Consider the following 12,251-nt stretch of genomic DNA (forward strand, 5'->3'; position numbering starts at 1 on the left):
CATTAAGTCGAACAGAAAGTATTTAAACTGATTACTTGTTACGATTTATAATATAGTCCGTTAAATCTGCTAAATATTTACTATTCGATGGTATTTTCTCTAAACATGCATGTGCTTTTGTCGCATGTTCTGCTAATTTTTCTTTAGCTCCGTCTAATGTTAAGAGTGCCGGATACGTACTTTTTTCACTCGCTACATCTTTCCCAGCTGTTTTTCCTAATTCTTCTGTTGTGCCCTCGATATCTAAAATATCATCTTTAATTTGGAATGCGAGTCCAATATGGTACGCATATTCGACAAATAAGTTGCGTTGTTCTTGTGTTGCACCTGCTAAAATCGCACCTGCTTCAATACTAAAACGTAAAATGGCGCCTGTTTTATTTTCATGAACACGTACTAATTCATCTAAAGTAAGTTGGCGTTTTTCACCTTCGATATCGAGTACTTGTCCGCCAACCATCCCCTCTGCTCCAGCCGTCTCACTTAGAAGGCGAATTAATTCTACTTTTTGTTCAGCTGACACATTTTCTAAGCGCGCTAAAATGCCAAATGGTAGTGTATTCAGTGCATCACCTGCTAAAATCGCTGCTGCTTCACCAAATACTTTGTGATTCGTCGGTTTACCACGTCTGAAGTCATCATTATCCATACTTGGTAAATCATCATGGATTAGCGAGTATGTATGAATCATTTCTACCGCTGCCCCTACTGTATACCCTGCTTTTGTTGGATTATTTAAATACTCCATTACTGCAATCACAAAAAGTGGTCTTACACGCTTCCCACCAGCTTTTAAAGAATATAACATCGCTTCTTTTAATGAAGTGGGTGCTGTTAAATCTTCTACAAATTCGTACATATGCGATTCAATGATTGGTAATTGTTCTTCCATAAATGTTTTTAGTGTACTTGTCATTATTTATTCCGCCTCTTTCTGTAAATTTAACTCCGTTTCATTTCCGTTTTGATCCATCATTTTCACCAATTGCTGTTCTGCTTTTTCAAGTTGTGTATGACAGCTTTGTGACAATTTCATCCCTTCTTGGTATAAAGAGATGGCATCTTCTAATGGAACATCGCCTTTTTCAAGTGAGCGAACAATTTCTTCTAATTGTTCAATCGATTCAGCGAATGATTGTTGTTTTTTTGTCATGTGGACTCCTCCTCTTTTTGAATGGACTGCACAATCGTTTGAACACGACCGTCTGTAAATTGAAGGTCTATTTTTTGTCCTTCCTCTAATGAATCTACCGATTTTACAACTTTTTGATCATCATAAGCAATTGCATATCCGCGTGTCATAATGGATAAAGGATTTAACATCTCAAGTGTATGAACAGCTGCCGTAAAATGTTGTCGTTCTTGCTGTAATTTTTGAGCGATTGCTCTCGTTAATATTTGTTGCATCGACTCAATACGCTTCTTTTCATATACAATCTCTTTTAAAGGATTATAAATTTGAAGTTTTTGTTCAAGATGTTGCCACTTATAACGTTGCTGCTCCATTGCTTGCACGGCTGTACGCTGCATACGATCATCTAATTGCGCCAATTGTTCAACAAAAGGACGATATAAGCGCTCAGGATATAGCATAGGGTATGCGGACTGCACACGTGTCAAACGAGCACGTTCATGCTTTAATTGTGCTTGTGTCTGTTGAATAAGACGTGTACGGAGTGATTCAACATGCTGTAGTAATTCGAAACGATCTGGTACTGCCATCTTTGCTGCGCCTGTTGGTGTCGGCGCACGTAAATCCGCTACATAATCGGCAATCGTTGTATCCGTTTCATGCCCAACTGCACTAATAATAGGAATACGACTTTCAAAAATAGCTTGTGCGACCACTTCCTCATTAAATGCCCATAAATCTTCAATCGAACCGCCACCTCGTCCAACAATGAGTGTGTCGATATTCCCTTGCTGATTCGCTAAAGCGATAGCTTGTGCAATATCATTCGCAGCTACTTTTCCCTGAACAGCAGTTGGAATAACCACTACCTCAGCAATTGGATAGTGTCTTTTTAGTGTGGACAAAATATCTCGAATTGCTGCACCCGTCTTCGCTGTAATAACCCCTATTCTTTTAGGGAATTTAGGAATCGGCTGTTTAAATTCTGGTTTAAAATAACCACGTGCTGCCAACTCTTTTTTTAATTGTTCATATGCTACATGTAGACTCCCAACACCGTCTGGTTGCATCTCTTTCGCGTACATTTGATAGCGCCCTGCTACTTCATAGACATTCACATCTCCACGAATCAGCACATTCATACCGTTTTCAGGTTTGAAAGCAAGTTGTTTCGCCTGCATCTTATACATGACACTTTGAATTTGTGCGTGTTCATCTTTTAACGTGAAATAAATATGCCCTGAATTATGTAGTTTCACATTGGACAGTTCACCTTTTACATATACTTCACGTAAATGAGGATCTGCTTCAAATTTCCGCTTAATATATTTGGTCAATGCTTGCACAGATAAATAATGAATGACCATTAATTCATCTCCTCTAAGGATGTGTTTCCTCTACACATTTTTTGACGTTATGATTCGCCCATAAAAAAAACTGTTTTTCCGCAGAAAAACAGCTTTCTGTCTATTCTATTTTACCTTAATCAGCGTCATTTGTCTTATGCTAGCTTTGTTTTTGCTGATTGAACTGTGTTATACATCAACATTGTGATTGTCATTGGACCAACGCCGCCTGGAACAGGGGTAATTGCAGATGTTTTTTCAACAACTGAATCAAAATCAACATCTCCGCATAGGTGATTATTTTCATCGCGATTCATACCGACATCAATAACCACTGCACCTTCTTTAATGTAATCGGCTGTAATCATTTTCGCACGTCCGATTGCTACAACTAAAATATCTGCTTGATTTGTCATTTCTTGAAGATTTTTTGTTTTCGAGTGACAATATGTCACTGTTGCATCATGTTGTAATAGTAGTTGCCCCATTGGTACGCCAACAATATGACTACGCCCAATAACTACTGCATGTTTACCAGCAACTTCAATATTTGAATGTTCGAGTAACTTCATAATACCATGTGGTGTACATGGTAAAAATGTTTCTTGTCCTAGAAGCATTTTCCCAACACTATTTGGGTGGAAACCATCTACATCTTTTAATGGAGAAATGGTTTCAATTACTTTTTGTTCATTGATTTGTTTTGGTAATGGTAGCTGGACTAGAATACCATCAATCTCAGATGCTTCATTTAATTGTTTGATTTGCGCTAGTAAATCTTCTTCTGTTGTATCTTCTGGTAATTTAATAAGCTTGGAATAAATTCCTAATTCTTTACAAGCCTTTTCTTTATTTGCTACATATGTATGTGACGCAGGATCCTCACCTACTAGAATCACTGCTAATCCTGGTGTAATTCCTTTTGCAATTAAATCTTGTACTTCTTTTTGAATACCTGTACGAATTATGTTACTGATTTCTTTTCCGTTAATTAGTTGACTTGACATTTTCTACACTCCCGAATTCAGCTTTGATGCGTCAACAGGGTGTTAGGAAGAGAAAATCCCTTCCGTCTGTCCTATTAACGATCTAGTATTTTGATAATACGCCGTTTACGAATTTACCTGACTTCTCATCACCAAAGACTTTTGAAATCTCAACTGCTTCATTGATGACAACATTGTTCGGTGTTTCTGGCATATACATTAATTCAAAAGCTGCTAGACGTAAAATTGTTCGTTCAATTTTCGCTAAGCGGCTTAATGACCAATTTTCTAATTTACTTTCTAATGATGCATCAATTTCTTCTAAGTGATTCTGTGTACCGTATACTAATTCTTCAAAGAATGCCGATGATTTTTCTTCTGCAAGTGTATGCTCAATTGCATCCTCTACAGTTAATTCAGTATTCTCTAGTTGAAAAAGTGTTTGTAACGCTTTTTCACGCGCTTCACGTCGCTTCATTCTTAATAACTCCTTTTAAATAGCTGTCTTATTTCACTTGTTAGCTATAACAATTATTTTCATATGAAGTTTATTTTATCACACTTTCCCTTGTCATCATACGCTTTACGACAAGTTTTAAAAAATCTGTCTTTTTCGTGCGAACAAAAATATAAGAGAACGTTTACAATATACAGTATATAAAACGTTCGCTTTTATGTCAAACGAAAAAATAAAGCGTTTTGAGGAAACAACCTCAAAACGCTTATTTACAGGGCTTTATTCAACTTTTGAATTTGTAGCCTGATCAAACTGAATCCCCGTAACATGAACATTCACTTCTTTTGTTTGAAGCTCCGTCATGTTTTCAATCGATTCACGAATTTGACGCTGTACTTCTCTGGCAACATGCGCAACGGATGCACCATATTGCACAAAACAATATACATCGACGATTAAACCGTCTTCTGTCCATTCTGTTTTGATCCCTTTGCCATGAACTTTTTTGCCGAATTTTTCTACAACGCCCGATGCAAAAGAACCTCTCGTTCCCGAAACGCCTTCCACTTCATTCGTCGCAATTCCTGCAATCACTTCAATTACTTCAGGTGCTACTTCAATCTTTCCAAGCGCCTCTTTTCCTTGCGGTGTCGGTTGTTGTAAAGATTGAATGTTTTGTTCTGTCATTGAATTTGCCCCTCTCATTTATTAAGAATTAATAACGTCGTTTTCTTCTAGGAATTTCGTATTGAATTTACCTGATTTGAAAACTTCATTACTCATTAATTTTTCATGGAAAGGAATTGTCGTATGGATACCAGGACCCTCAACAACAAACTCACCTAATGCACGCTTCATTTTTGCAATCGCTTCTTCACGCGTATCTGCATGAACAATCAATTTTGCAACCATTGAATCGTAATATGGTGGAATTGAATAGCCTGGGTACATAGCAGAATCAATACGAACACCAATACCACCTGGCGCTACATACGTGTCTACTTTACCTGCTGAAGGCATGAAGTTTTTGTAAGGGTTCTCTGCGTTAATACGACATTCAATTGCCCATCCATTTAATTTCACGTCTTCTTGTTTATAAGCTAATTCTTCACCAGATGCAACTTTTAACTGTTGCGCAACTAGGTCGATTCCTGTAATTGCTTCTGTTACAGGATGTTCTACTTGGATACGTGTATTCATCTCCATGAAGTAGAATTTATCTTCACGGTAGTCATAAATAAATTCACAAGTACCCGCACCACGATATGAACATGCTTGCGCTGCTTTAACTGCTGCTGCACCCATTTCCGCACGACGTTCTTCCGAAAGTGCTGGAGATGGCGCTTCTTCAACTAGTTTTTGCATACGACGTTGTACTGTACAATCACGCTCACCTAAATGGATTACGTTACCGTAGTTATCAGCTAATACTTGAATTTCACAGTGACGGAAGTATTCAATGAACTTCTCAAGGTATACACCTGGATTACCAAATGCAGCTGCTGCTTCATTTTGTGTAATCTCGATTCCTTTTACAAGATCTTCTTCCGTACGTGCAACACGAATCCCTTTACCGCCACCACCGGCAGTAGCTTTAATAATAACAGGGTATCCAATTTTAGCAGCCCATTCTTTACCTGTTTCGATATCAGGAACAATTCCTGTACCTGGAACAAGTGGCACCCCTGCTGCTTCCATTGTATCACGCGCTACATCTTTAATACCCATTACTTTAATCGCATCTGAAGTTGGCCCAATAAATGTAATACCTGCATCTTCACAAGCTTCTGCGAAGGCAGCATTTTCAGCTAAGAAACCATATCCAGGGTGAATTCCATCACAACCTGTTTTTTCTGCTACCGCTAAAATACGGTCAATTTTTAAGTAACTATCTGCAGAAAACTTCGGTCCGATACAATATGCTTCGTCTGCTAATTGAACATGTAATGCTTCAGCATCTGCTTCTGAGTAAACAGCCACAGATTGAATATCTAATTCTTTACAAGCACGAATGATACGTACTGCAATCTCACCACGGTTTGCAATTAGTACTTTTTTCATTAGTAGGACCCCCCTTACGCTTCTTTAACTAGGAATAGAGGTTGGCCGTATTCCACTAATTCACCATTCTCAACAAGAATCTCAACGATTTCACCAGTTACTTCTGCTTCGATTTCGTTGAATAATTTCATTGCTTCAACGATACAAACGATTGACTCTTCGCCCACTTGATCGCCTACTTTTACGAACGCAGGTGATTCTGGGTTTGGAGCAGAGTAGAATGTACCAACCATTGGAGAAGTGATTTTATGTAGATTTGTATCTGCCACAACTTCTTTTTTCTCAGCTTTTGGTGCTTCTGGAGCTTTTGGTGCTTCTACTGCTGGTGCAGGAGCTGCTGCTTTTGGTGCTTCTACTACTGGTGCAGCTTGAACTGCTACAGGAGCTTGCGCTACAACTGTTTGACCGTTGTGCTTTTTAAGTTTTAATTTTGTGTCATCTTGCTCGAATACAAATTCATCCACTGAAGATGAATCCACCAATTTAATAATCTCACGAATTTCTTGAATTTTTAACATACTTTAACTCCCCTTACTTGTGTGTATTATAATACACATATTATTTTATCGCTTTTTTCAAACTTTTGAAACATTTTATTGAAAAATAGCAATTTCTATATTTATAGTAGATAAATTCCGTTTGAAATACAATCTTTTTTTTACGAATTAAGTAAAAGTTTGAAGCGTTAACCATAAATGAAATGCTGTAAACGATTACACTATTTAGACATTTAGACCGAACATCTTCTGTACTAGCACAGTTCAAGCACTTAGTAATTACGACTCATGTTATTAGTAGGTACTAAATTATTTTAAAAGAAAAACCTCTCTCGAAAAGAGAGGTTAATCCTTATGATTATGCACGTGAAACGTATGAACCATCTTCTGTATTGATAATTAATTTATCGCCTTCGTTTACAAAGAATGGTACGTTTACAACAAGACCTGTTTGCATTGTTGCTGGTTTTGAACCGCCTGTTGCTGTATCACCTTTGATTCCTGGTTCAGTAGCAGTTACTTCAAGTACAACAGTGTTCGGTAAAGATACACCTAATACTTCGCCTTCGAATGATACAATTTGTACTTCCATGTTTTCAAGGATGTACTTTAATTCATACTCTAATTGAGATTCTGGTAGTTCGATTTGTTCATATGTTTCCATATCCATGAATGCGTGTTGATCACCAGATGCATATAAATATTGCATTTTACGGTTATCGATTTGTGCTTTTTCTACTTTTTCACCTGCACGGAATGTTTTTTCAGTTACGTTACCATTACGTAAGTTACGTAATTTTGAACGCACGAATGCAGCACCCTTACCTGGTTTTACGTGTTGGAACTCGATTACGCGGTAAAGGTTACCGTCTACTTGGATTGTTAATCCTGTTTTAAAATCGTTTACTGAAATCATGTTTCTTTTCCTCCAAATACTAATTTATAAAATAATTAACTCTTTAGGCGCATGCGTCAATACGTCATTCCCATCTGCTGTAATCAGCAAATCATCTTCAATGCGTACGCCGCCAATACCTGGTAAATAGATTCCTGGTTCACAAGTTACAGTCATCCCAGCCTCTAATCGATGATTGGAGCGATGAGATAAACCTGGTCCTTCATGTACCTCTAAACCTATTCCATGACCTGTAGAGTGACCAAATGCTTCTCCATAGCCATGCGAACGAATCACATCGCGTACAACCGCATCTGCTTCCACACCCGTCATTCCCGGCTTAAAGGTTTTGACACCCACCAACTGGGCTTCTAAAACAATTTCGTAAATCTCTTTTAATTGTTGCGATGGCTGGCCGACTGCTACTGTACGTGTTGTATCCGACACATACCCATTATATAACGCACCATAGTCTAAAGTGACAAAGTCGCCCTTCTCAATTATTTTATCAGTTGCTACGCCATGTGGCAATGCCGAGCGAACACCTGATGCAACAATCGTATCGAATGAAGAAGAGGTTGCTCCTGATTTACGCATAAAGAACTCCAATTCATTCGCGATTTCAAGCTCAGTTACGCCCGGACGAATTTGCGGTAGAATATGCTCAAATGCTGCATCTACAATGTCACAAGCGACTTTTATTATTCTAATTTCTTCAGGCGTCTTAATCAAGCGGATTTTTTCGATTACATCTGCAAGACCTACTAAATTCTTCGTAATAAATTTCTCGTATAATAAAAACTGTGCATACGTAATATGTTCTTTTTCAAAACCAAGTGTTTGAATGTTTAAATTACGTACATATGATGCTATTTCTTCTACTAAAGTTGCTTTATGTTGGACAGCATGAAAATCGGTGACTTCTCTTTCTGCTTGCTCAATGTACCGAAAATCCGTAATAAACAGCGCCTCACTCTTTGTTACGAGCGCAATACCTGTCGAACCTGTAAAGCCTGTCATATAGCGTACATTATATGGATTCGTAATTAAAAAGCCATCTACTTTTTGTGAAGCGATTAATGCGCGCAACTTTTCTAAACGATTCATTTATTTTTGCCCCTTTTGTTTCGATAAGAACATGCGTAGTGCCGCTTCATATCCGTATAAGCCTAGACCACTAATTTGCCCTACACAAACAGGCGCTAAATAGGAGTGATGACGAAACGATTCTCTCTGATGAATATTTGAAATATGCACTTCAATCACAGGTACTTCTACACCTGCAATGGCGTCACGAAGCGCAACACTTGTATGTGTATAAGCACCTGGATTAAAAATAATACCGTCTACTTCGCCGTCCTCTGCTTCATAAATCCAATCAATTAACTCACCTTCATGATTCGATTGCTTTAATTCAATTGTCGCTCCTTTAGCTACTGCTACTTCTGATAAACTTAACTCAAGATCCGCAAGTGTCTCATATCCGTAAATTGCTGGTTCACGTTTACCAAGACGATTTAGATTTGGACCATTTAAACATAGGTAATGCATGAAAAATCTCCCCTTTTTTCCTAATTGATTGTATTCATTCTATCATATATTTCGTAAGTCGTAGGTTTTTCAACGATGTAAAGGATTTTTCTAGAGTTTATCATCATTTTTTAGTACAATTGAAGAAGTTTTAATCTTATACATAGAGAGCGGTGTGAAATTGAATCAAGAAAAAAATACAACTGTATATGGTGGTCAAGCGCTCGTTGAAGGTGTCATGATGGGTGGTGGACAACATACGGTTTCTGCAATTCGTCGTAACGATGGTTCGATTGATTACTATTACGCTAAGCGCGTAAAAAATCCAACGTATCAAAAAATGAAGAAAATCCCTTTTGTTAGAGGCATTGTTGCACTGATTGAATCAGCTGCAAACGGATCGAAACATTTACAGTTTGCGAGCGATCGATATGATGTGACACCAGGGGAAGAATTGTCAAAAGAAGAAAAAGAAAAGAACATGTCGAAGTTACAGCTTTGGCTCGGTGTAGCAGCGATTGGTATTCTTTCTTTCTTATTCGGAAAATTTATTTTCACACTTATTCCAATTTTTCTAGCAAATAGTTTAAAAAGTATTTTTCCTAGTGACACAGCACAAATTCTAGTAGAGAGTGGCTTTAAACTCATTCTACTTGTATCCTATATTTATCTCGTATCACTAACACCGATTATTAAGCGGGTTTTCCAATATCATGGCTCTGAACATAAGGTCATTAATTGTTATGAAAACGGCCTAGAACTAACCGTTGAAAATGTACAAAAGCAATCTCGCTTACATTATCGCTGTGGCTCAAGTTTTATGCTGTTTACTGTATTTGTCGCGATGGTTCTTTATTTCTTTGTACCAACGGATCCACTTTGGTTACGATTAGTAGACCGCATTTTATTAATACCTGTCGTACTTGGTATCTCTTTTGAAGTATTACAAGCGACAAATGCTTGCCGTGATATTCCTATACTACGCTTTTTAGGATATCCAGGTTTATGGTTACAACTTTTAACAACAAAAGAACCACAAGATGATCAAGTAGAAGTAGCAATTGCTTCATTTAAAAAATTAAAAGAAGTAGAGCAAAATCCTGAAATCATCCAAACAATGAATCAAGATTCGAATTAATTAAAATGAGGTGTTTATTATGAGGAAACTCGGCTTTAATATGCTCTTTTTCTGCGTTATTGCTCTTGTGCTTTATATGATGGATGTCGTAAGTGGAAAAATCATTTTATACGTGCTAGTACCTATTCTACTTCTGTTCATGTTAGTGACCGCACTCCAAACATATAAAGTCTATAAAAGATTACTTGAAGAACAAAAGCAATCACGCTAAATCAATTAAACACCTTAGACGAATCAACAAAAAAGGTCGTAACGTACGTGTATCAAACACGCCATGTTACGACCTTTGTAGTTAGCTCTATTTTTTCATGCGACGTAGCATATATGTAATCCCATACCCTGCACCGAATAAAGCAAAGTAATACACACCATAAATCGTATTATTTCCACCAATGACAACGAAGAAAATAATAATGAATGCAATCAATGAAATCCCGATTGCTGGAATCACTGAATAGTGATGAATCGCACAAGATACACCTTGTATAATAAATGTAATCGGATACACAATAATCAATGATAAACTAAAAATCGCTAGGTTTTCTTTATCTGTACCGAATGCACCAAACATCGTTAAGGCACTAATTGAAAACATCGCAAAGGCAGGCAAGAAATAAGCTGCCAACTTGTTCAAATTCAACTTTATTCACTCCTTTATTTCTACGTTTTTTATCATACCATAATCTATTTCATGAGAAGAATAATTGCTGTAAAAAAAGCGTGTGATTTATAGAAAAAAATCGCGCTATACAGCACGATTTTCTCCTTCTATATTAATATTTATCGTTCCATTCAGTTGAACGGTATTTTGTTTCGGCTAATTGTTCTACAAATTGCTGCTGTTCGGCTGTTAATTCGTATGGTACTAACTCAATATCAAGCGCTTCTTGGAATCCATTATAGAATGCTTCGATACACTCTTGAACTGTTACAGTTCGATTGGCTAAACTATTAATACTTACGGCTTTTTCAGGTAATTTATGACGCATACGTTCACGCGCTTCATCACTTTTAAATTTAAAAACAGATAGTAATTTTTCTGCATCTAAATCGATTAAAATGGCACCATGTTGTAAAATAACACCTTCTTGACGTGTTTGCGCGCTACCTGCTACTTTTTTTCCTTCTACGACTAACTCATACCAACTCGGTGCATCAAAACATACGGCACTTTTCGGTTTTGCGAGCGCTTCTTTTTGCTCATTGGTTTCAGGTATTGAGAAATAAGCATCTAAACCGAGATTTTGGAAGCCCTTTAGTAAGCCTTCACTCAGTACACGATATGCTTCCGTTACCGTCTTTGGCATATTTGGATAGTTTTCAGATACGATGATACTATATGTAAGCTCATGTTCATGTAAAACGGCACGCCCCCCTGTTGGTCGACGAACAAATCCTAAATTCAACTTCTCTAATTGTTCGAAGTCAATATCTCTCTTTGCTTTTTGGAAATATCCAACAGATAATGTCGCTGGGTTCCATTCATAAAAACGAATCATCGGCGGTAACTTTTCTTCAGCATGCCAATGTAATAACGCCTCGTCTAAAGCCATATTATATGCAGGATCACATGGTCCTGAATTGATGAAATACCATTGTTTTGTCACTTATATCTCTCCCTTCCAATCTTAGCCTACTCATTTTATCAAACAATTAAGGTAATTACTATACAATTCCTCTTTTACCACGGAACATCATAGACGAATTTGATTCATTCTCTTATAATAGTATTGTAGAAAGAAAGGGGAATTTACTCGTGAGCTGGTTATACAGTATTATCATTATTTTAGTCGTGCTTGTTGCGTTCATTTTGATTAATGGTTTCCGTTCAAAAAGAGCTGTAACAACACTATCTGAAGAAGATTTCAAGGCGGGATACCGCAAAGCGCAACTAATTGATGTGCGTGAGAAAAAAGAATTTGAAGATGGTCATATTTTAGGTGCGCGTAATCTACCATCTACACAACTTCGTACACGCTACAAAGAATTGCGTCAAGACATTCCAATTTACTTGTACTGTGACAATGCAGGTCGTAGTGCACGTGCAGCACTTTTCTTAAAAGGTAAAGGATACAAAAACCTTTATCAACTTGAAGGCGGCTTCAAAAAATGGTCTGGTAAAGTAAAATATTCACGTAAATAATGTATAAAGAGATTTTGGCAAAATTGTCAAAGTCTCTTTTTTGATTTACTTTTAACTTTTATGTTA

The 12,251-nt window shown here is 37.3% G+C and carries 16 protein-coding genes; 3 read left to right on the forward strand and 13 right to left on the reverse strand.

The window, feature by feature from the left end; all coding sequences use genetic code 11:
- Positions 1 to 31: 31 nt before the first annotated feature.
- The 11 genes from QN089_RS08615 to aroQ all read right to left on the reverse strand — a co-directional run bounded on the left by QN089_RS08615 (position 32) and on the right by aroQ (position 8,925).
- On the reverse strand, positions 32 to 916 hold the full coding sequence (locus QN089_RS08615; protein WP_068452982.1) for a polyprenyl synthetase family protein: 885 nt from the start codon (positions 914 to 916) through the stop codon (positions 32 to 34).
- Between the two features lie 3 nt (positions 917 to 919).
- On the reverse strand, positions 920 to 1,153 hold the full coding sequence (locus tag QN089_RS08620) for an exodeoxyribonuclease VII small subunit (protein ID WP_068452980.1): 234 nt from the start codon (positions 1,151 to 1,153) through the stop codon (positions 920 to 922).
- Positions 1,150 to 2,499, reverse strand: coding sequence for an exodeoxyribonuclease VII large subunit (gene xseA / locus QN089_RS08625; protein ID WP_285215101.1), 1,350 nt, complete (start codon positions 2,497 to 2,499; stop codon positions 1,150 to 1,152). The genes QN089_RS08620 and xseA overlap by 4 nt, the downstream gene beginning before the upstream one ends.
- A gap of 134 nt (positions 2,500 to 2,633) precedes the next feature.
- Positions 2,634 to 3,485, reverse strand: coding sequence for a bifunctional methylenetetrahydrofolate dehydrogenase/methenyltetrahydrofolate cyclohydrolase FolD (folD, locus tag QN089_RS08630; RefSeq protein WP_285215102.1), 852 nt, complete (start codon positions 3,483 to 3,485; stop codon positions 2,634 to 2,636).
- Between the two features lie 82 nt (positions 3,486 to 3,567).
- On the reverse strand, positions 3,568 to 3,942 hold the full coding sequence (gene nusB, locus QN089_RS08635; RefSeq protein WP_068452972.1) for a transcription antitermination factor NusB: 375 nt from the start codon (positions 3,940 to 3,942) through the stop codon (positions 3,568 to 3,570).
- Positions 3,943 to 4,200: 258 nt separating this feature from the next.
- On the reverse strand, positions 4,201 to 4,608 hold the full coding sequence (locus QN089_RS08640) for an Asp23/Gls24 family envelope stress response protein (protein WP_087680245.1): 408 nt from the start codon (positions 4,606 to 4,608) through the stop codon (positions 4,201 to 4,203).
- Between the two features lie 21 nt (positions 4,609 to 4,629).
- Positions 4,630 to 5,982, reverse strand: a complete 1,353-nt coding sequence (gene accC, locus QN089_RS08645; RefSeq protein WP_087680246.1) for an acetyl-CoA carboxylase biotin carboxylase subunit — start codon at positions 5,980 to 5,982, stop codon at positions 4,630 to 4,632.
- 14 nt (positions 5,983 to 5,996) lie between these two features.
- The gene (accB, locus tag QN089_RS08650; protein WP_285215103.1) at positions 5,997 to 6,500 is read right to left on the reverse strand and encodes an acetyl-CoA carboxylase biotin carboxyl carrier protein; all 504 of its coding nucleotides are present in this window, start codon (positions 6,498 to 6,500) and stop codon (positions 5,997 to 5,999) included.
- 337 nt (positions 6,501 to 6,837) lie between these two features.
- On the reverse strand, positions 6,838 to 7,395 hold the full coding sequence (efp, locus tag QN089_RS08655; protein ID WP_068452963.1) for an elongation factor P: 558 nt from the start codon (positions 7,393 to 7,395) through the stop codon (positions 6,838 to 6,840).
- Between the two features lie 24 nt (positions 7,396 to 7,419).
- Positions 7,420 to 8,481 (reverse strand): M24 family metallopeptidase, encoded by a 1,062-nt coding sequence (locus QN089_RS08660; protein ID WP_068452958.1) that lies wholly within the window; start codon positions 8,479 to 8,481, stop codon positions 7,420 to 7,422.
- Complete coding sequence (aroQ, locus tag QN089_RS08665) at positions 8,482 to 8,925, reverse strand: type II 3-dehydroquinate dehydratase (protein ID WP_285215104.1); 444 nt, start codon at positions 8,923 to 8,925, stop codon at positions 8,482 to 8,484.
- A gap of 217 nt (positions 8,926 to 9,142) precedes the next feature.
- Between aroQ and QN089_RS08670 the strand changes: the two genes are divergently transcribed.
- Both QN089_RS08670 and QN089_RS08675 read left to right on the forward strand, forming a co-directional pair.
- Positions 9,143 to 10,042, forward strand: coding sequence for a DUF1385 domain-containing protein (locus QN089_RS08670; RefSeq protein WP_087680458.1), 900 nt, complete (start codon positions 9,143 to 9,145; stop codon positions 10,040 to 10,042).
- A 19-nt stretch (positions 10,043 to 10,061) separates the two neighbouring features.
- On the forward strand, positions 10,062 to 10,253 hold the full coding sequence (locus QN089_RS08675) for a hypothetical protein (RefSeq protein ID WP_087680248.1): 192 nt from the start codon (positions 10,062 to 10,064) through the stop codon (positions 10,251 to 10,253).
- A gap of 87 nt (positions 10,254 to 10,340) precedes the next feature.
- On the opposite strand, the gene QN089_RS08680 is transcribed toward QN089_RS08675, so the two are convergent.
- Together QN089_RS08680 and QN089_RS08685 are read right to left on the reverse strand one after the other, a co-directional pair.
- Positions 10,341 to 10,682 (reverse strand): hypothetical protein, encoded by a 342-nt coding sequence (locus tag QN089_RS08680; protein ID WP_068452952.1) that lies wholly within the window; start codon positions 10,680 to 10,682, stop codon positions 10,341 to 10,343.
- A gap of 133 nt (positions 10,683 to 10,815) precedes the next feature.
- A complete protein-coding gene (locus QN089_RS08685) occupies positions 10,816 to 11,649 on the reverse strand; it encodes a lipoate--protein ligase family protein (RefSeq protein WP_285215105.1) in 834 nt (277 codons plus the stop codon).
- A gap of 149 nt (positions 11,650 to 11,798) precedes the next feature.
- Between QN089_RS08685 and QN089_RS08690 the strand changes: the two genes are divergently transcribed.
- A complete protein-coding gene (locus QN089_RS08690) occupies positions 11,799 to 12,185 on the forward strand; it encodes a rhodanese-like domain-containing protein (protein ID WP_068452948.1) in 387 nt (128 codons plus the stop codon).
- The last annotated feature ends 66 nt before the right edge of the window (positions 12,186 to 12,251 follow it).

It is taken from the genome of Kurthia sp. YJT4, from assembly GCF_030219945.1.
GTDB lineage: Bacteria > Bacillota > Bacilli > Bacillales_A > Planococcaceae > Kurthia > Kurthia gibsonii.

Coding starts and splice junctions, on each gene's coding strand:
- QN089_RS08615 (WP_068452982.1), bottom strand. CDS start 916: ATGACAAGTACACTAAAAACATTTATGGAAGAACAATTACCAATCATT.
- QN089_RS08620 (WP_068452980.1), bottom strand. CDS start 1,153: ATGACAAAAAAACAACAATCATTCGCTGAATCGATTGAACAATTAGAA.
- xseA (WP_285215101.1), bottom strand. CDS start 2,499: ATGGTCATTCATTATTTATCTGTGCAAGCATTGACCAAATATATTAAG.
- folD (WP_285215102.1), bottom strand. CDS start 3,485: ATGTCAAGTCAACTAATTAACGGAAAAGAAATCAGTAACATAATTCGT.
- nusB (WP_068452972.1), bottom strand. CDS start 3,942: ATGAAGCGACGTGAAGCGCGTGAAAAAGCGTTACAAACACTTTTTCAA.
- QN089_RS08640 (WP_087680245.1), bottom strand. CDS start 4,608: ATGACAGAACAAAACATTCAATCTTTACAACAACCGACACCGCAAGGA.
- accC (WP_087680246.1), bottom strand. CDS start 5,982: ATGAAAAAAGTACTAATTGCAAACCGTGGTGAGATTGCAGTACGTATC.
- accB (WP_285215103.1), bottom strand. CDS start 6,500: ATGTTAAAAATTCAAGAAATTCGTGAGATTATTAAATTGGTGGATTCA.
- efp (WP_068452963.1), bottom strand. CDS start 7,395: ATGATTTCAGTAAACGATTTTAAAACAGGATTAACAATCCAAGTAGAC.
- QN089_RS08660 (WP_068452958.1), bottom strand. CDS start 8,481: ATGAATCGTTTAGAAAAGTTGCGCGCATTAATCGCTTCACAAAAAGTA.
- aroQ (WP_285215104.1), bottom strand. CDS start 8,925: ATGCATTACCTATGTTTAAATGGTCCAAATCTAAATCGTCTTGGTAAA.
- QN089_RS08670 (WP_087680458.1), top strand. CDS start 9,143: ATGATGGGTGGTGGACAACATACGGTTTCTGCAATTCGTCGTAACGAT.
- QN089_RS08675 (WP_087680248.1), top strand. CDS start 10,062: ATGAGGAAACTCGGCTTTAATATGCTCTTTTTCTGCGTTATTGCTCTT.